This is a genomic window from Sphingorhabdus sp., from assembly GCF_050921905.1.
Classification (GTDB): Bacteria; Pseudomonadota; Alphaproteobacteria; order Sphingomonadales; family Sphingomonadaceae; genus Sphingorhabdus_B.
On the sequence record NZ_CP050888.1, the window covers coordinates 938,675 to 955,631 of the forward strand.

Genomic DNA, 16,957 nt, shown 5'->3' on the forward strand with positions numbered 1-16,957 from the left:
GATCCTGAAACATGTTCAGGATGACCCAATACGTAAACGGCCCGCCGAAGCGGGCCGAGCGACTAGGTTACTTACGAAGACCAAGCTTCGCGATAAGGGCGGCATAACGCGCGCCATCAATTTTTTTCAGATAGTCGAGAAGCGAACGACGCTTGTTGACCATTTGAAGAAGACCACGACGCGAATGATTGTCCTTGTGGTGGTCTTTGAAATGGGAAGTCAGGGCATTGATACGGTCGGTAAGGATTGCAACCTGCACCTCTGGTGATCCGGTATCGTTAGGCTCGCGTGCGTGCTCTTTGATGACCTGGGCTTTACGTTCTGCTGTAATAGACATATTTTTCCTTCGAACATCATGGAGTAAGGTTAAAGCCACGGACGGTTTTCCATATCCCGTCGATGTTTTCCATTAGTGCAAGTGGGCGCAAATCCGCGCCCCTCGCCCAATGTAGCCCATCTTTCATGGCAATCCCGGTCAAGACACGGCCCTGTTGGACCGCCCTTGCCTGTTCCGGGGAGAGGTTAAGAGCCGGGATGTCGACCAGCCCTGCCTCTATCGGCAAGATAATGTCTTCTTGGGTGGCCCCTTGGCCGAATGCATTCAGTTTGTCCAGCGAAATCGCGCTTTGTAAGCTGAACGGCCCCGCACGCGTGCGGCGTAGCATCGACACATGGCCAACTGTGCCGACGGCGTAAGCGATGTCGCGGGCGAGGCTTCGGATGTATGTACCTTTTGACACGTCGGCGGTTAGTGTGACGGCGTTCAAAGCGCCAACGGTCGCAACGCTGCGCATACAAAGGTCATGCACCGTCACATTGCGCGACTTCATCTCCACGACCGCACCTGCCCGCGCTAAGTCATAGGCGCGCTGACCATCGATCTTTATCGCGGAATAGGCAGGCGGAATTTGTTCTATGGGACCAATAAATTGGGCAAGCGCCGCCTCGACTTGCGCCAAGGTTGGGCGCTGGCCTGACGTCGCAACGGTCTCCCCTTCGGCATCCAAGCCGCTGGTTTCCTTACCAAAACTGATCGTAAAGTCATAGGTCTTCGATGCGTCCAACATACGCCCGCATAATTTGGTCGCTTCACCCAAGGCGATGGGCAGAACGCCGGTGGCCAAAGGGTCAAGCGTCCCGCCATGGCCAACCTTGACTTTACCAAAGCCCGCACTGCGCAAATTGCGCTTTACGGCTGCGACAGCCTGCGTTGAACCCAACCCAAGCGGTTTATCGAGGATGATCCAGCCATGCATGCCGCGTTAACGCCCTGCCCGCGCCTCATTAAAATGCTTGCGGCACATGGCGATATAACGGTCATCGCCGCCAATTTCGGTTTGCGCGCCATCGACCACTGCTTTGCCAAATTCGTCCACCCGCAGGTTCATTGTGGCTTTACGTCCGCAATCGCAGACGCCTTTCAACTCGACCAGACTGTCGGCAATGCCAAGCAAGGCGGCGGAGCCGGGAAATAACTCGCCTTGGAAATCCGTACGCAAGCCGTAACAAACCACCGGAATTCCAGCCTTGTCAGCGACACTTGCGGCCTGCCAGACTTGTTCTTTGGTCAGGAACTGGGCTTCATCAATTAACACGCAGGCCAGCGGCGTTTCGTGATGCTGGGCAAGCACCGCATTTTCGATATTTGTCGTCGGTTCAAACCGGCTGGCGTCGCCTGCAAGACCAATACGCGAACTGATCGCGCCAAAACCGGGCCGGTCATCAATCGCTGCTGTCCAGAGCATGACTTTCATGCCGCGCTCACCATAATTGAACGCCGCCTGCAACAGGGTGGACGACTTGCCCGCGTTCATTGACGCGTAATAGAAATAGAGCTTGGCCATTATTTGCCAGCGTCCTTGACGTGAATCGGCGTTGCATCGCCAGCCTGTTTTGCGAGCTTGCGGTCAAAGGTCAGGAAACAATCATGACCCGCCGCTTCAACCAAATGAAGCATGTCACCAACATCCGCGCCGTCTGCATATCGAGTCAAAGCCCAAGATAGGAGGGCAAGATCAGACACAACAACGTCTGGCATCGAAATAAGCGCAAGAAATGCCGACGAAATCGCCTTTGGCGATTGATTGTATCGGGATTGCAAAAGCCAGGCGGTTTCCAATATAACCGAATTGCTAACAAATGCCCCGTGCATCAATATTGCACGTGCTCGCGGCGACTGTTCGCGGTCGTCGTCCAGAAAATATCTGGCCAGAATGGTCGTATCGACAACGTCCATTTAATCGTCGAACTTGGGCGATTTTTTGAACATGTCGGCGATGGCTTGCTTTTCCTGTTCATCCGTAAAGCGAGGCCCTTCATATTGAATGGCTTGGCGGACTGCCGCGTCGCATTCTGCAAAGCTGCGCTTTTGGGAGCCTGACGCTATTTTTAGGAACATACCGCCGCCAGATTCGATGATATCCAAGGCGGTGCCGGGCACCAGCTTAAGCCTATCGCGCACATCCTTAGGTATGACGACTTGGCCCTTTGACGATACGGTAGTTTGCTGGTTCATAAAAGGTAAGATACGTCTTACCTAAGGCCGTGTCAATCCTCACCGTCGGTCAGGTCCTGCTGAACCTTAGGCTGCGCCAACAGACCCTCTATGTGCGTTGCTTGGTCGAAACTGTCATCTGCGAGGAACTTCAGCTTCGCCGCGTATTTCATGCTGACCCGCGACGCGACTTCCTTTTGGAAAAACGCGGTGTTGGTGCGCAGGGCCTTGAGCACCTTTTCTTCATTTGCACCCAACAATGGCTTAATGAATGCCGTCGCGTGGCGCAGATCGGGAGACATACGCACTTCAGTAACACTGACGCTGTGGCTGTTGAGGACATCGTCATGCACTTCGTCGCGCGCGAGTAATTCGGACAATATATGCCGGAATTGTTCGCCTACGCGCAGCAGGCGTACCGAACGGCCTTCGGGGCCTGTATCGTTATGTTTAGCCACATTTAACCTTCGGGAAGAATGTCATCGGCGGAAACTTTCAGAGCTTCGGCAAGTTTACGCCATAATGATGGATTTCCACGCGAAATCCCGTTTTCAATCTGAGATAAAAATCCTTTAGTGACACCCACTGCGAAGCCAAGTTCTTCCAAAGACAAGGAGCGGTGTTTGCGCCAAACTTTCAACGCAGACTCGCCAGACAGAATCCGATCTACCATTTCTGCGGGCAAAAATTCTTCGCCCTCTTTTCGGCGGTTTTCCGATTCAAAAGCAGCAAATATGTCTGCCTTGTCTTCAGCGAGATCAATCAAGCGTTCGTAATCCGCGACGGGTAGCATCGCCATTTTTTGACCAGCAATCTCAACAATCTGGACTGTCATCCTGTCACCTCATAGGCTGAACTGCGCGGGGCAATATCATCAATCCACAATATGCCATTTTCTATACGAAAAATGACCCGCCAATTTTGAATTCGCAATCGATACTCGGGACGTCCTTGTAGCTTTTTCACGTTGGCGCTTTGCGAAAGTGGCTCATTTGCGAGTTCGTCAATTTTACTTCTGATGAGTGTCCGCTTGTCACTTCTAAGCAATGATCTCATTGCTGTTTTTGAAAAGCGAACGTCCATCATCCCGCATCGTATAAAATTGGACCTAAAAAGTCAATAAAAGTTCATGATATAAGAACTTCTATCACAACGTCCGTTCACGCTCTTCGACCTCGAACACTTCAAGCATATCGCCTGCCTTGACGTCGTTGGTATCCGCCAAGACGACGCCACATTCCATACCGGCGCGGACTTCGTCGACATTGTCCTTGAAACGGCGCAGCGATGCGATTGTCGTTTTGGACACGATGACATCTTCGCGGGTAAGACGAGCGTACAGACCCTTTTTGATGGTGCCTTCGGTGACCAACAGGCCAGCCGCCTTGTCGCGCTTTCCTGATTTGAACACATCCTTGACCTCGGCGCGGCCAACCACTGTTTCGATGATTTCTGGTCCCAATTCGCCCGCCATTTCTTTGGCGATGTCGGCGGTCAGGTGATAGATTACGTCGAAATATTTCAAACGCACACGGTCACGCTTTGCCAAAGCCGCTGCCTTAGCATTGGGACGCACGTTGAAGCCGATCAGTGGCGCATTTGACGCTGCTGCCAGCAACATGTCGGACTCGGTGATGCCGCCAACGCCCGCCAACAATATGCGGACCTTGATATCGTCAGTCGAGATATTGTTGAGTGCGGTGACGATCGCTTCGACCGAACCTTGCACATCGCCCTTGATGACTACTGGATATTCCATCGCCCGCGTGGCGGACAGATTATCAAACAGATTTTCAAGATTTGGCGTGACTTGCGCCGTGCGAACCTTGGTCGATTGTTCCTTGCGATACAAAGCCACTTCGCGGGCACGCGCTTCGTTTTCAACGACAGTCAGAACGTCCCCTGCCGATGGAACACCGGTCAGGCCAAGCACTTCGACTGGGGTTGCGGGGCCAGCCTCGGCCACTTGCTGTCCCTTTTCGTTGACCAAAGCACGAACTTTGCCGCTTTGCGCGCCGACAACGAATATGTCCCCGCGCTTCAGCGTTCCGCGTTTCACAAGCACGGTTGCAACAGCACCGCGCCCCTTATCAAGCTGCGCTTCGACCACAACGGCTTCCGCCGCACGGTCCGGATTGGCTTTCAGCTCCATGACTTCGGCCTGCAAGGCAAGCTTTTCCAGCAAAGTATCAAGGCCAGTTTTCTTCAACGCTGAAACCTCAACGTCTTGAACGTCGCCGCCCATGGCTTCGACCACGACATCATGTTCCAACAAACGCTCGCGCACCTTTTGTGGATTTGCGCCTTCTTTATCGATCTTGTTGATTGCAACGATCATCGGCACATTTGCGGCCTTGGCATGCTTAATGGCTTCAATCGTCTGCGGCATTAGGCCATCATCGGCAGCCACCACCAAAATGACGATGTCGGTTACCGAAGTGCCGCGTTGACGCATTTGCGTGAACGCTTCATGGCCCGGTGTATCGAGGAACGTGATGACCGAGCCATCCTTCGCCTTCACCTGATACGCGCCAATATGCTGCGTAATGCCGCCAGCTTCGCCCGATACGACATTCGCACCGCGTAAAGCATCCAGCAACGACGTCTTACCATGGTCAACATGGCCCATAACGGTCACGACCGGCGGACGCGGCTTCATGGTTTCGGTTCCGTCTACATCGTCATCGTGGAAAATATCGACGTCGGCATCCGACACGCGTGTGATGTTGTGGCCAAACTCCTCAACCAGCAATTCTGCCGTGTCTTGGTCAATGGTTTCGTTAATCGTAATTGGCATGCCCATTTTGAACAATGCTTTGACAAGGTCGCTGCCCTTTTCCGCCATACGGTTGGCAAGTTCCTGCACCGTGATGGTTTCCGGCACGACCACATCGCGGGTTTGCTTAACCTGTGCCTGACGACTACCGCCGCCATGCAGGCGCTTTTCCTTCTCACGCGCACGCTTCAGCGCGGCAAGTGATCGCGCGCGTGCGCCGTCATCACCTTCAAGTGCGCGGGTAACGGTTAACTTTCCAGACTGGCGGCGGTCATCGGCGGCACCGCGCGTTGGCCGGTGCGGAGCCTTTTTGATTTCCTCACGCTCGCGCTCTGGGCGCTTTGGTGCCTCTACGGGTGTAAAGCGACGCGGTGCAGGCGCTGCGCCGTCTTTATTGCCTTCTTCGGCAACGGGTTCATCCGGGTCGGTTGTAGCCGGAACGACCACTTCAACGGCGGTTGCAGGCGGAGGCGGCGGCGATGCAGCGACCTCCTCACGGTTGGCTTGGGCACGCTGGCGCTCTTCTTCGGCGCGCTGTGCACGTTGTTCCACTTCACGACGGCTGCTTTCCTCAAGCATAGCCAAGCGTGCTTCTTCGGCTTCGCGCAACAGCTTTGCCTGGCGCTCCTGACGGCTCAGCATGTCATTGCCCGTGGGGCTTGGCTTTGGTGCTGGCGCAGCCACGGGTGCGGGCGCCGCAGTTACTGGAGACGCGGCGGGCGGCGGAGGTGGAGGGGGGGGCGCCACTTCGGGCTCAGGTGTATAACCGGGCTTACCGACGAGTTTTTTGCGCTTCACCTCAACCACAACCTTGTTGGTGCGGCCATGGCTGAAGGTCTGTTTCACTTCGCCGGACTCAAGCGAGCGGCTCAAAGTGAGCGGCTTGCGCGTCAAAGTCGGCTTATTATTATTTTCATCACTCATCGAAACAGAACCCGTCCTTACTCAGTCAATTGCGGAGATGTCAGCGTCATTGCCCCGCAAGTCCGCAGCCGAAGCAGCGGAATCGAATGGCGCATTACTGCATCCTTTGAAATTTAGCCAGCGCCCAAGATGATGCATCACCCGGTCCGCCGCTTTTTGGTTAATCAATGCAACGTGCACAGCATTTTGCCGTCCAAGCGCCGCCGACAATGCATCCCGGTCCACAGGCAGCTTCACGCCGCCCTTTCCGGTGCCCTCGGCATCTTCGCCAACGCGCCATGCCTGGTCGCGTTTGCCGCTACCATCGGCGCTTGCGTCCGATGCATGCAATAACAGCTTCACCTGCCCACTGCGCGATGCAGAATCGATCTTCTCTGCGCCCAAGATAAGGTGCCCAGCCCGCGCTTCCAACCCGAGCCGGTCCAAAAAAGCCTTTTCCAAGCCGCGATCAATGCGACCCGTCAGGTCATCGATGATATCAATCTTGTCCGTTTTGAACGCCCGGCGCAGCAATCCCGCAAGTTTACCCTTGGCCAGCGCCTTGGACAATTCTTCGCTAGAAACGCCAATCCACGCGCCACGACCGGGCGCTTTTGCAAACAGGTCAGGTGCGATACTGCCATCGGGACCGAGGGCAAGCCTGATGAGCTGGGCACGAGTCCCATGCTCACCTGACAATATGCACTTCCTTATTGGGGAGTGTCGGTTCTCATTGAGAGTCATCCGCTGCAACCGCGTCCTCCTCTTCGAACCAATGCGCGCGAGCAGCCATGATGATTTCGTTACCCTGCTCTTCGGACAAACCAAAGGTCGCCAATATGCCGGCCTTATCTTCGGTGCGGTTGCGCCGCACTTCCCGATCACTCCGCTCATTGCGACGTGGTTCACGCGCCTTCTGGATCAATTCATCGGTTGCAAGGTCCGCTAAATCGTCAAGCGTCTTGATACCCGCCTTACCCAGAACGACCAACATCGCTTCGGTCAATATGGGCAATTCCGCGACGGCATCTTCAACACCAAGCTCGCGGCGCTCGGCCCGGCTTGCCTCTTCGCGGCGATCCAGCGCTTCTTGTGCGCGGCTCTGCAATTCTTCGGCCAAACCGTCATCAAAGCCTTCGATAGCGGCGATTTCAGCGGAGTCGACATAAGCGACTTCCTCCAACTCGCTGAAGCCTTCGGCGACCAGCAATTGCGCAAGCGTTTCGTCAACATCCAACTCTTGCTGGAACATTTCGGAACGCTCGACAAATTCCTTCTGCCTTTTCTCGCTCGATTCCGCTTCGGTCATGATGTCGATGCCACGGCCCGTAAGCTGAGAGGCCAACCGGACATTCTGTCCACGACGGCCAATGGCGAGGCTCAATTGATCGTCAGGAACGACAACTTCGATCCGGCCTTCTTCTTCGTCGATGACAACGCGGCTGACCGTTGCTGGCTGAAGCGCGTTCACGATGAAGGTAGCGGTGTCTTCGGACCATGGAATGATGTCGATCTTTTCGCCCTGCATTTCCTGCACGACGGCCTGAACGCGGCTACCCTTCATACCGACGCATGCGCCGACAGGGTCAATGCTGCTGTCATAGCTGATAACGCCAATCTTGGCGCGGCTACCCGGGTCACGCGCAGCGGCCTTGATCTCGATGACACCGTCATAGATTTCAGGCACTTCTTGCGCGAACAATTTCTTCATGAAATCGGGATGGGCACGGCTCAACAGGATCTGTGGTCCGCGATTTTCACGCTGCACCTTCATGATAAGCGCACGGACGCGGTCGCCGCTGCGGACGACTTCGCGCGGGATCTGCTGGTCGCGGCGAATAACGCCTTCTGCGCGGCCAAGGTCAACGACGACATGGCCAAATTCAACCGACTTCACGACGCCAGTAATGATTTCGCCGGTACGGTCCTTGAATTCTTCAAACTGGCGCTCACGCTCGGCATCGCGCACCTTTTGGAAGATGACCTGCTTGGCGGACTGCGCATCGATACGACCCAAATCCACAGCGGGAAGCGGATCGACGATAAAGTCGCCGACGACGGCACCCTTTTGCAGCTTGTCCGCCTGCTTTAGGTCAACTTGCTTGAAATAATCTTCGACGTCCTCAACAACTTCCACAACGCGCCACAGACGCAAGTCACCGGTTTGGGTATCCAGCTTAGCACGGATGTCGTTTTCGGCCCCATAACGCGCCCTAGCAGCACGCTGGATCGCTTCTTCAAGCGCTTCGATAACAATCGACTTGTCGATCATCTTTTCGGTGGCGACCGCGTTGGCGATTGCAAGCAATTCAGCCTTGTTGGCGGCAATACTACTGGCCATGTTCTTAATCTTCCTGTGCTTCGTCGTGAATGGGTTCAGCCTCTACTTCGTCCGCCCCATCGCTGTTGATGGGGGCAGTCGACGCAATCAGCCGGTCTGTCAAGAGCAGCTTGGCGTGGCCAAGTGCGGAAAATGGGAAGGTCAGGCGCCCCGCCTTGCGGTCGTCAACATGAATATTTTCGCCATCTACACCGGCAAGATCACCGCGAATATTCTTGCGCCCATCCATCGGCTCGCTCAGTTCGATCTTGGCCTCATGCCCTACCCAGTCAGAAAAATCGGCAAGCCGCGTCAATGGCCGGTCAATTCCGGGCGAGCTAACTTCAAGGCGATAAGCCTCTAATATGGGGTCAAGCTCATCAAACAGATCGGAGATACGATGCGAAAGCGCCGCACAATCATCGATGTTCAGTTGCCGTGTCTCGGGACGCTCGGCCATCACCTGCAAGGTTGGCTCGTCGCTACCCTGCGCGCCATTGGAAAACCACGCCACGCGAACCAAGGCAAAGCCAAGCGCTTGCGCCTCGGGCGCAATCAAACTGCTCAGTTTATCCAGATCAGGCAAAATCAGACTTTCTTATTCGGCATGCAATGACTTTCGCGCCGGCCCCAGTGGCGCCAGCCCTTTCACGTTCTCACAATGTAAGGATGACATCTGTATAGCCCCGGCAACTTTCATATGCAAGTGTCTTGCACATCGCCCCGTTACGCACCAATTGACGTGGGCATATATAAAAAGGAGCTTTGCATCATGTCAAAATTGTCTTTTCTGATCGGCGCATCATTTCTGGCCGCCGCCTGCCAGCCTTCGGCCAGTGATGCCGCCCCTGCGGACAACAGCGCTTTGCCTTTTGATGTCGCCGTCGTTGCAGATTTCGAAGAACCTTGGGCCATGACATTCGTCCCCGGCACCGCTTATGCGCTGGTGACCGAGAAAAAAGGTAAGCTGAAGCTGTGGCAAAATGGAGGCGCCGTTGTCGATGTCGAAGGCGTTCCTGCGGTCGCTTATGGCGGCCAGGGGGGCCTTGGCGATGTGATCCTCCATCCCGACTTTGCCAACAACAATTTCGTCTATCTCAGCTTTGCAGAGGCGGGCGAAGGTGGCTTTGGTGCGGCGGTTGCCCGTGGCAAGCTGGATGTAACAAGCGCAAAGCCGATGCTGACCGACGTTCAAATCATCTGGCGTCAGGAACCAAAGGTTTCAGGGCAAGGCCATTATGGCCATCGCCTCGCCTTTGGTCCGGACGGCAACTTGTATATCAGCAGCGGCGAACGACAGAAGTTCGACCCAGCGCAGGATCTCAACCAAAATCTTGGCAAAATTGTGCGCTTGACCGACGGCGGCATGGTGCCATCGGACAACCCCTTTTATGACCAAGGCCGGGTAAAGTCGCAGATATGGTCTTACGGACATCGCAATCCGCTTGGTATTGCCTTTGATGCACAGGGTCGTTTGTGGAACCAAGAAATGGGCCCCGCTGGCGGTGATGAATTAAACCTTGTCAAAAAAGCAGCCAATTACGGCTATCCAACCGTGTCCAATGGCGACCATTATGACGGCCGCAATATCCCCGACCATATGGCGGGCGATGGCTTTGAAGCGCCGAAGGTTTCCTGGAACCCGGCTATTTCTCCCGGTGGATTGATGATCTACTCGGGCGACATGTTTAAAGCTTGGAAAGGCAGCGCGTTTATCGGCGGCCTTGGTGCAAAAGCTTTGGTCCGTGTGAAACTGAAAGGCGAAAATGCGACAAAGGCAGACCAATGGGACATGGGCGCGCGTATCCGCGAAGTCGAACAGGGTCCCGATGGCGCTATCTGGTTGCTTGAAGACGAACGCGCAGGTTCAAAGGGCCGCTTGTTGAAGCTGACCCCGAAGCCTTAAGCGAACTGACGGCGGCGCTTTATTGCGCCGCCGTTACCGTTCCGGTTAAATCCGCCAGAAACGAACGGACGCGTTTGGCGTTCATGCCCAAGTCGCTCTGCCCAACGCGGCTGACGGAACGCATATCGACAATGCTCCCCTCGCCCGTGTCTGATGGACGGACACGCAATATGACATCATCTTTGAACCGGAAAAATGCGCTCGTTTCGGTGGCTTCTAAACGGCCTTCTTCTGGTAAAGATGTTGCGACATCCCAACCACGTGCTTTGGCCAGACGCTCCGCCTTGGCAATCACCATCGGCACCGGTTCGTTCACGCGCACGGAACGGATATCGCCATAGGCCTTTTGATGCACCATCGCCCAACGTTGTTCCGGCGTCAGGCCGCGCATGTTGCTATCGTCAGCTCCGGGAACCGCGTCCCAATTGTCCGCACGCAATTGCAATGTCTGAAAGGCTGGCGGATCAGCAAGGTCAGTAGACACATCATGAATAGCAGGCACAGTCAGCGCCTTGACGAGAAACGTCCCTACCCAGCCAACATAGACCAAAGCGACCAGCATCCCGATCCAGCGCCGTGCACGCAAGGGTGGCGTATTGGATTTACGAACGCGAAGCTCTTGAACGAGCCCAATCAAAATAGCCACTATCCCCAAAAGAAACGCCCCCGCGACGCCCATCAAGCCAGATTTATAGTCCCAAAAACCCCAACCTGTCCCAACCGCCGCAACCGCGCCACAGACCAAAGCACCGACGCCTGCAATCAAAACCAGATAGCCAAGGATATCTCTTTGGGCACGCGGTTGCGTCGAAGCAGGTGACGATGTCGCTTCTGGTGCCAATTGGGGCGCTTCCTGATCGGTCAAATTCTCTCTCCTGCGTGACGAAACCACTTAAGCGGCTCATGCTAATAGATGTTCCGTCGAAAGGCAATTTACGGCAGCTTTTATAATCGGCGACATGATATTCGATTGGACAAACATCGCCCGCAATGACAGTGGACGCCTTTAGTGTGTCCCATATCCCGGCAAGTTTAACATGCACAATACGCCCCTTTCAGGCATATCCGCCGATACGTTGAACGCTTTACTCGATGATGCGTTCGGGGCCGACCGGCGTGTACGCACGGCCTATTTGCTGCGCAAAGGCATGGCCGCCATTGATCATCTGTCCTTTGGGATTTTGGACGACGATGCACTTGTCGCTAGCATTCAGTGTTGGCCAGTGCGCGTTGGAATGGCCAATCTGGTCTTGGTGGGGCCGGTCGCTGTCGCCAGCCATCGCCAGAATGAAGGGCTTGGAACACAATTGATGCAATTGACGCTCAACGCCGCAACACCTCGCGATGCGCCAATGGTGATGATTGGCGATCCGGAATATTATGGCCGTTTTGGTTTTGAAGCCAAGGGCACATCTGGTTGGACCTTACCCGGCCCTTGGGAGCCACGGCGTTTGCTGCTGCGCAATGTCGAAATGATAGCATTGCCAACACATGGCATGCTTGGGCCAACTGACTAAGCTTTGACGATTGGCCCGATTGGACCTATCGCATTTCTATGCCGTACGAAGCACCTGATCTAGCCAAGCTAACCCTGTCGGACATTGCCGAACTTGTTGCGGCGCGGAAATTGCCGCCGGTGGAAAGCTGGGAACCGGCCACCACCGGCGACAGCGAAATGCGGATCGCGTCTGACGGCAAATGGTTTCATCAGGGCGGGGAAATTACGCGGCCGGCAATGGTCCGTGCCTTTTCCAGCCTATTGCGCCGCGATGCCGATGGACGATATTGGCTTGTGACGCCGCAGCAAAGGCTTTCGATACTTGTCGACGATGCCCCGTTTATTGCCGCCGAACTGCAAAGCGAAGGCGAAGGCCCCGAACGCAGCTTGGCGTTCCGGCTCAACAGCGACGACCTTGTTTTTGCCGATGCCGATCACCCAATCGAAATGCGCGGCGACCTGTTATATGTGCATGTGCGCGGCGGAATGTGGGCAAAGCTTGCGCGTCCAGTCTATTATGAACTCGCCAATTTGGCGCTTGCCGAAAATCCGGAAGACCCAAGCATCTGGAGCAAAGGCGCGCAATTCGGGCTGGCTTCGCCTATATGAGCTGGCGGCAGCGGTTGCAAATGGCGCTTGATCCCGCGCGCAGCATAGAGATTGAAGACGAACGGCACTTTGCCGTCGACACGCACCGCGCGGCGGCGGTCCTGATCCCCATAACGGACCGGGCGGAACCTGGTGTCATCTTGACCCAGCGCCCCACATGGTTGCGCAGCCATGCGGGCCAGGTTGCCTTTCCCGGTGGCAAGGTCGATGAAAGCGACGAAAACGAAATCGCGGCGGCCTTGCGTGAGGCGCATGAAGAATTGAACATCCCGCCAACAATAGTTGACGTCATCGGCGTCGCGGACATCTATTTTTCCGGCAGCGGATACAGCATCGCCCCTGTCGTTGGCTTCATTCCCGCTGACCTTCTTATGCGGCCCAACCCGCAAGAAGTGGATGACTATTTCGAAGTGCCGCTTGCTTTCCTGCTTGATCCTGCCAATTCGGTTCGAAAAGAGGCCGCTTGGAATGGACAGCAACGTAGCTATTATGACATGCAATGGGGCGAACGACGGATATGGGGCGTGACGGCGGGGATCATAGCAAATCTCGTGCGGCGGCTGGCATGACGCCGGTGCGCCTTCCCGATGCCGAATGGCAGCATGCCGATGGCCTGAAAAGCGTTTTGGCGGCGCTGGATGATGTTTATGGCGGGCCGCGTTATGTGGGCGGCGCGGTGCGCGACACGCTGCTTGGTTTGCCCGTATCCGATGTTGATATCGCAACGGCCTTATTGCCCAACGAAGTCATCAACCGTTTGGAAGCTGCGGGCATTAAGGCCATTCCGACCGGCATCGAACATGGCACAGTCACCGCCGCTGTGGCTGGCAAAAATTACGAGATCACCACATTGCGGCGCGATGTTGCAACCGATGGACGCCGTGCGACGGTTGCTTTTGCCACCGATTGGCAGGAGGATGCAAGCCGCCGCGACTTCACAATCAACGCCTTATATGCTGACCCCAAAAGCGGGGAAGTCTTCGACTATTTTGAAGGATTAAGCGATCTGGAAGCGCGCAGACTGCGGTTTATTGGCGATGCCAATCAACGGATCGCCGAGGATTTCTTACGCATATTGCGCTATTTCCGGTTCCTTGCCCGATATGGCGGCGGGCAGATTGATGGTGACGCCATTCAGGCCTGCGCAGCTGGTGCGCATGGGCTGACCGCCTTGTCGCGCGAACGCATAGCGCAGGAACTCACCCGCATATTGGGATTGAAAGATCCCGTCGCATCGGTCGAGCTGATGATCGATAACGGCATCTTCACTCCGTTTTTGCCCGAGTTAGCCCGCGATGCCGCCGATAAACTGCGGCACCTTGTGGAGCGCGAAGCGCAATTTGCGCAGCCCGTCTCGCTGACTGCACGCTTTCTGGCGTTGTTAACCCGCGGTATTGTTGCGGCCGATAAGGTTGCGGCGCGGTTGAAGCTGTCCAACAAAATGCGCGAGGGCTTTGCTCAAAGGTTGCGCGCAGGCGTCCCGATACCCTTTAATGTCCGCGCGATCGCCTATCGTGCGGATATCGACGCTGCGCGCGATGCCGTGATGCTATATGCTGTTGATGTGCAAGTGCCGGAATGCCTCGCGCGGCTGGAACAATGGGATATTCCAACGCTTTCGATCAAGGGCGGCGAACTCATTGTCATGGGCTTGCCCGCTGGCCCCGTGGTCGCAAAAACGCTGCAAGCCATAGAAACCAGTTGGGTCGCAGAGGATTTTCCCGATGCGGCACGCCAGCGCGAACTGGCTGTACAAGCGGTCAAAGCTGTTTTGTCCGGACTTGATTAATCAAATTGATTGTTCCGCGGGAATCCCTGCGGCGGCAATCGGCCAGCGGCACCGCGCGCAACACGCCATAACGACATGTCATGCTCCGTCCGCATCCGCCCACTGTCGCCGCCCATGGCCCAGCTAAGGCCTTCGCTCATGCGGAAACAAATGGCATCCGCAAGCCCGCCGTCCTTATAGCGTTGCAAGGTAACGCCCTGCCCTTTGGACATTTCAGGAATTTCGGTCATCGGGAAGACAACCAGTTTCCGGTTATCGCCCACCACGGCGACATATTGGTCGCGCAAGGCGGCTTCATCCGAAGTCTCCGGCGGTGCGAGGCGGACGACTTTCAGCCGCGTGCCAGGCTTCAATGTCACAACGCCGCGTCCTTTGCGTGTCTCGGCGATAACATCGCTGATGCGCGCAATGAAACCCTTTCCGGTGGTAGCAGCCAGCAACATTCGGCCATCGGCAACGGCCGGGAAAACGGCAATAATATCGTTTCCTGCTTCCATGTCGATCATCGTGCTCACAGGCTCACCGAAACCTCGCGCACCGGGAAGTTTATCCGCACCCAAGGTGTAAAAACGGCCATTTGCGGTCGCAATAAGGATCTTGTCCGTCGTTTGGGTATGGAAGGCGAAAGCGGGGCCATCCCCTTCCTTGAACTTGAAATCTGCGCGTGCGGAGAGGTCAGCATGCCCCTTCATCGCCTTGATCCAGCCGCGCTTTGACATGATGACGGTCACAGGTTCGCGTTCCACAAAGGCCTCAAGCGAAATCTCGCGCACTTGCCCGGCTTCTTCCAAACTTGTCCGGCGGCGTCCAAGCGCCGTTTCTTCGGCGTAATTCTTACGCAGTGCCGAAAGGTCTTTCTTCAAACGCTTCTTTTGCAGCGCCGGGCTTTCGATCAATTTTGCAAGCTCTTCACGCTCGGCCTCTAACGCTTCAAGCTCCCGCCGTAGTTCCATTTCCTCAAGCCTGCGCAAGGACCGCAAACGCATGTTCAGGATGGCCTCGGCCTGTCGGTCATTCAATTGGAATTCCGCCATCATGACGGGCTTGGGTTCGTCCTCTGTACGGATAATCTCGATAATGCGGTCAAGATTAAGGAACGCAATGATATAGCCTTGAAGCAGCTCCAGCCGCGCGTCGATTTTCTCAAGCCGGTGCTGGGATTTGCGGACGAGCACTTCAATCTGGTGCCGCAACCAGTGCCGCAGGACTTCGCCTAAGCCCATAACCTTAGGCGTGCGGTCGGAATCCAACACGTTCATGTTTAACGAGAAGCGCGTTTCCAAATCGGTCAGGCGGAACAAGGCGTTTTTCAGGTCTTCGGGATCAACATTGCGGCTTTTCGGCACAAGCACAATGCGGACATGCTCGTCGCTTTCATCGCGAATATCATCAAGAATGGGCAGCTTTTTGTCGGCAATGAGCTGCGCGATTTGCTCAATCAGCTTGCCCTTTTGCACTTGATAGGGAATTTCAGACACGACCAACTGCCATGTACCGCCGGGCAGTTTTTCAACGCCGGTTGGTTCCCATTTTTTGTCATCCTGCCAGCCGTTCGAGAAACGCGCGCGCACCCGCATGGCTCCTCGGCCAGAAGCATAAGCAGCGCTGATCACCGATGGGCTGTCCACCAACACGCCGCCCGTCGCAAAGTCCGGGCCACGCACAATTTCCATCAATTGTTCGTGACTGGCCTGCGGATTGTCAATCAACAGCATAGCAGCGTCAATAATCTCGGCGGCATTATGCGACGGTATGCTTGTCGCCATGCCCACGGCAATGCCGCTTGCCCCATTGGCCAGCAAGTTCGGGAACAGGCCGGGCATGACCTCTGGCTCTTCATCTTCGCCATTATAGGTTGGCCGAAAATCGGTCGCGTTTTCGTCAAGCCCGTTCATCAGCTCAATGGCCGTCTTTGTCAGCCGCGCTTCGGTATATCGGTAAGCAGCCGCATTATCGCCGTCGATATTGCCGAAATTGCCTTGGCCATCGACCAACGGATAGCGCAGGGAAAATGTCTGCGCGAGGCGGACCATCGCATCATACACCGACTGGTCGCCATGCGGGTGATATTTACCAATAACATCACCGACGACCCGCGCGCATTTCTTATACCCGCTGGCCGGATCAAGCTTCAACAGGCGCATGGCCCATAATAGACGCCGATGGACCGGCTTAAGCCCGTCCCGCAAATCTGGCAAAGAACGCGCCGTAATCGTTGACATTGCATAGATCAGGTAACGTTCCGACAAAGCCGCATCAAACGGCGTATCAACTATCGCGTCGAACGGATCTTCTGCTGGGGCATCAACGATATCAGACATGCATGAGCCGATAGCGGGCCAACCCGCAGTCGCAAAGCAACGATTTCAGCAATCCACAGCTAAATGCAATTTTTAGGGTCAGGACCACTTAAATCCACCTTCGCGGCGTCAAAATGGCAAAGATATCGAAGCAAAATGTCCGCTGCCACGTTGGCAAAGCTAGACTTAGAAACACTAAGCCTGCGCCTTTCCGCCTGGCACTGAACAATATGGCCTCAAACCGCGAAGGTGCATTTAAGTGTTCCTGACCCTAGAATCTATTCGGATATAAGTGCGTTGCCGCAAAGCCACAGTTCCATGAAAAAATATTTCAATATTGCGTCTTTACTGGAACTTAACGC

19 protein-coding genes are annotated in these 16,957 nt (G+C 55.4%); 5 read left to right on the forward strand and 14 right to left on the reverse strand.

Features of this window, described 5'->3' with window-relative positions; genetic code table 11:
- Nucleotides 1-67 precede the first annotated feature (67 nt).
- The 12 genes from rpsO to rimP form a co-directional block, all read right to left on the reverse strand.
- Nucleotides 68-337 carry a 30S ribosomal protein S15 gene (gene rpsO, locus HEQ18_RS04530; RefSeq protein ID WP_296201403.1) on the reverse strand — a complete coding sequence of 90 codons (270 nt, stop codon included), beginning with the start codon at nt 335-337 and terminating at the stop codon, nt 68-70.
- 16 nt (nt 338-353) lie between these two features.
- Nucleotides 354-1,256 (reverse strand): tRNA pseudouridine(55) synthase TruB, encoded by a 903-nt coding sequence (gene truB, locus HEQ18_RS04535; RefSeq protein ID WP_397604635.1) that lies wholly within the window; start codon nt 1,254-1,256, stop codon nt 354-356.
- 6 nt (nt 1,257-1,262) lie between these two features.
- The gene (locus tag HEQ18_RS04540; RefSeq protein ID WP_397604150.1) at nt 1,263-1,844 is read right to left on the reverse strand and encodes a thymidine kinase; all 582 of its coding nucleotides are present in this window, start codon (nt 1,842-1,844) and stop codon (nt 1,263-1,265) included.
- Nucleotides 1,844-2,236, reverse strand: coding sequence for a type II toxin-antitoxin system VapC family toxin (locus HEQ18_RS04545; RefSeq protein WP_397604637.1), 393 nt, complete (start codon nt 2,234-2,236; stop codon nt 1,844-1,846). Before HEQ18_RS04545 ends, HEQ18_RS04540 begins: the two co-directional genes overlap by 1 nt.
- Nucleotides 2,237-2,515 (reverse strand): AbrB/MazE/SpoVT family DNA-binding domain-containing protein, encoded by a 279-nt coding sequence (locus HEQ18_RS04550; RefSeq protein ID WP_397604638.1) that lies wholly within the window; start codon nt 2,513-2,515, stop codon nt 2,237-2,239.
- Nucleotides 2,516-2,547: 32 nt separating this feature from the next.
- Nucleotides 2,548-2,952 carry a 30S ribosome-binding factor RbfA gene (gene rbfA, locus HEQ18_RS04555; protein WP_397604153.1) on the reverse strand — a complete coding sequence of 135 codons (405 nt, stop codon included), beginning with the start codon at nt 2,950-2,952 and terminating at the stop codon, nt 2,548-2,550.
- A gap of 2 nt (nt 2,953-2,954) precedes the next feature.
- On the reverse strand, nt 2,955-3,329 hold the full coding sequence (locus HEQ18_RS04560; RefSeq protein WP_296201255.1) for a helix-turn-helix domain-containing protein: 375 nt from the start codon (nt 3,327-3,329) through the stop codon (nt 2,955-2,957).
- Entirely contained in the window at nt 3,326-3,580 is a 255-nt protein-coding gene (locus HEQ18_RS04565; RefSeq protein ID WP_397580991.1) for a type II toxin-antitoxin system RelE/ParE family toxin, read from the reverse strand. The genes HEQ18_RS04560 and HEQ18_RS04565 overlap by 4 nt, the downstream gene beginning before the upstream one ends.
- A gap of 61 nt (nt 3,581-3,641) precedes the next feature.
- A complete protein-coding gene (gene infB, locus HEQ18_RS04570; RefSeq protein ID WP_432815687.1) occupies nt 3,642-6,194 on the reverse strand; it encodes a translation initiation factor IF-2 in 2,553 nt (850 codons plus the stop codon).
- Between the two features lie 21 nt (nt 6,195-6,215).
- A complete protein-coding gene (locus tag HEQ18_RS04575) occupies nt 6,216-6,917 on the reverse strand; it encodes a DUF448 domain-containing protein (protein WP_432815688.1) in 702 nt (233 codons plus the stop codon).
- Entirely contained in the window at nt 6,904-8,514 is a 1,611-nt protein-coding gene (nusA, locus tag HEQ18_RS04580; protein WP_296201264.1) for a transcription termination factor NusA, read from the reverse strand. The genes HEQ18_RS04575 and nusA overlap by 14 nt, the downstream gene beginning before the upstream one ends.
- Nucleotides 8,515-8,518: 4 nt before the next feature.
- Nucleotides 8,519-9,079 carry a ribosome maturation protein RimP gene (gene rimP / locus HEQ18_RS04585; RefSeq protein ID WP_397603748.1) on the reverse strand — a complete coding sequence of 187 codons (561 nt, stop codon included), beginning with the start codon at nt 9,077-9,079 and terminating at the stop codon, nt 8,519-8,521.
- A 186-nt stretch (nt 9,080-9,265) separates the two neighbouring features.
- On the opposite strand from rimP, the gene HEQ18_RS04590 reads away from it, so the two are divergent.
- Complete coding sequence (locus HEQ18_RS04590) at nt 9,266-10,399, forward strand: PQQ-dependent sugar dehydrogenase (protein WP_432815689.1); 1,134 nt, start codon at nt 9,266-9,268, stop codon at nt 10,397-10,399.
- Between the two features lie 19 nt (nt 10,400-10,418).
- On the opposite strand, the gene HEQ18_RS04595 is transcribed toward HEQ18_RS04590, so the two are convergent.
- Nucleotides 10,419-11,264 carry a DUF1499 domain-containing protein gene (locus HEQ18_RS04595; protein ID WP_432815690.1) on the reverse strand — a complete coding sequence of 282 codons (846 nt, stop codon included), beginning with the start codon at nt 11,262-11,264 and terminating at the stop codon, nt 10,419-10,421.
- Between the two features lie 172 nt (nt 11,265-11,436).
- Here HEQ18_RS04595 and HEQ18_RS04600 point away from each other — a divergent pair, with 172 nt between their 5' ends.
- From HEQ18_RS04600 to HEQ18_RS04615, 4 genes are read left to right on the forward strand one after another with little or no spacing between them, the layout of a single operon-like run.
- Entirely contained in the window at nt 11,437-11,916 is a 480-nt protein-coding gene (locus HEQ18_RS04600) for a GNAT family N-acetyltransferase (protein ID WP_432815691.1), read from the forward strand.
- Nucleotides 11,917-11,954: 38 nt separating this feature from the next.
- Nucleotides 11,955-12,506 (forward strand): DUF1285 domain-containing protein, encoded by a 552-nt coding sequence (locus HEQ18_RS04605; RefSeq protein WP_432815692.1) that lies wholly within the window; start codon nt 11,955-11,957, stop codon nt 12,504-12,506.
- Nucleotides 12,503-13,075, forward strand: coding sequence for a CoA pyrophosphatase (locus HEQ18_RS04610; protein WP_397604646.1), 573 nt, complete (start codon nt 12,503-12,505; stop codon nt 13,073-13,075). Before HEQ18_RS04605 ends, HEQ18_RS04610 begins: the two co-directional genes overlap by 4 nt.
- On the forward strand, nt 13,072-14,295 hold the full coding sequence (locus HEQ18_RS04615) for a CCA tRNA nucleotidyltransferase (RefSeq protein ID WP_432815693.1): 1,224 nt from the start codon (nt 13,072-13,074) through the stop codon (nt 14,293-14,295). Before HEQ18_RS04610 ends, HEQ18_RS04615 begins: the two co-directional genes overlap by 4 nt.
- On the opposite strand, the gene parC is transcribed toward HEQ18_RS04615, so the two are convergent.
- A complete protein-coding gene (gene parC, locus HEQ18_RS04620; RefSeq protein ID WP_432815694.1) occupies nt 14,292-16,616 on the reverse strand; it encodes a DNA topoisomerase IV subunit A in 2,325 nt (774 codons plus the stop codon). The two genes, HEQ18_RS04615 and parC, sit on opposite strands and share 4 nt — an antisense overlap.
- Nucleotides 16,617-16,957: the final 341 nt, after the last annotated feature.

What these genes read in the sequence shown, in the direction of transcription:
- truB (WP_397604635.1), bottom strand. Translation starts at nt 1,256, where the DNA reads ATGCATGGCTGGATCATCCTCGATAAACCGCTTGGGTTGGGTTCAACG.
- parC (WP_432815694.1), bottom strand. Translation starts at nt 16,616, where the DNA reads ATGTCTGATATCGTTGATGCCCCAGCAGAAGATCCGTTCGACGCGATA.
- HEQ18_RS04590 (WP_432815689.1), top strand. Translation starts at nt 9,266, where the DNA reads ATGTCAAAATTGTCTTTTCTGATCGGCGCATCATTTCTGGCCGCCGCC.
- nusA (WP_296201264.1), bottom strand. Translation starts at nt 8,514, where the DNA reads ATGGCCAGTAGTATTGCCGCCAACAAGGCTGAATTGCTTGCAATCGCC.
- HEQ18_RS04560 (WP_296201255.1), bottom strand. Translation starts at nt 3,329, where the DNA reads ATGACAGTCCAGATTGTTGAGATTGCTGGTCAAAAAATGGCGATGCTA.
- HEQ18_RS04610 (WP_397604646.1), top strand. Translation starts at nt 12,503, where the DNA reads ATGAGCTGGCGGCAGCGGTTGCAAATGGCGCTTGATCCCGCGCGCAGC.
- HEQ18_RS04575 (WP_432815688.1), bottom strand. Translation starts at nt 6,917, where the DNA reads ATGACTCTCAATGAGAACCGACACTCCCCAATAAGGAAGTGCATATTG.
- HEQ18_RS04540 (WP_397604150.1), bottom strand. Translation starts at nt 1,844, where the DNA reads ATGGCCAAGCTCTATTTCTATTACGCGTCAATGAACGCGGGCAAGTCG.
- rpsO (WP_296201403.1), bottom strand. Translation starts at nt 337, where the DNA reads ATGTCTATTACAGCAGAACGTAAAGCCCAGGTCATCAAAGAGCACGCA.
- HEQ18_RS04605 (WP_432815692.1), top strand. Translation starts at nt 11,955, where the DNA reads ATGCCGTACGAAGCACCTGATCTAGCCAAGCTAACCCTGTCGGACATT.
- HEQ18_RS04545 (WP_397604637.1), bottom strand. Translation starts at nt 2,236, where the DNA reads ATGGACGTTGTCGATACGACCATTCTGGCCAGATATTTTCTGGACGAC.
- HEQ18_RS04600 (WP_432815691.1), top strand. Translation starts at nt 11,437, where the DNA reads ATGCACAATACGCCCCTTTCAGGCATATCCGCCGATACGTTGAACGCT.
- HEQ18_RS04550 (WP_397604638.1), bottom strand. Translation starts at nt 2,515, where the DNA reads ATGAACCAGCAAACTACCGTATCGTCAAAGGGCCAAGTCGTCATACCT.
- HEQ18_RS04565 (WP_397580991.1), bottom strand. Translation starts at nt 3,580, where the DNA reads ATGATGGACGTTCGCTTTTCAAAAACAGCAATGAGATCATTGCTTAGA.
- infB (WP_432815687.1), bottom strand. Translation starts at nt 6,194, where the DNA reads ATGAGTGATGAAAATAATAATAAGCCGACTTTGACGCGCAAGCCGCTC.
- HEQ18_RS04615 (WP_432815693.1), top strand. Translation starts at nt 13,072, where the DNA reads ATGACGCCGGTGCGCCTTCCCGATGCCGAATGGCAGCATGCCGATGGC.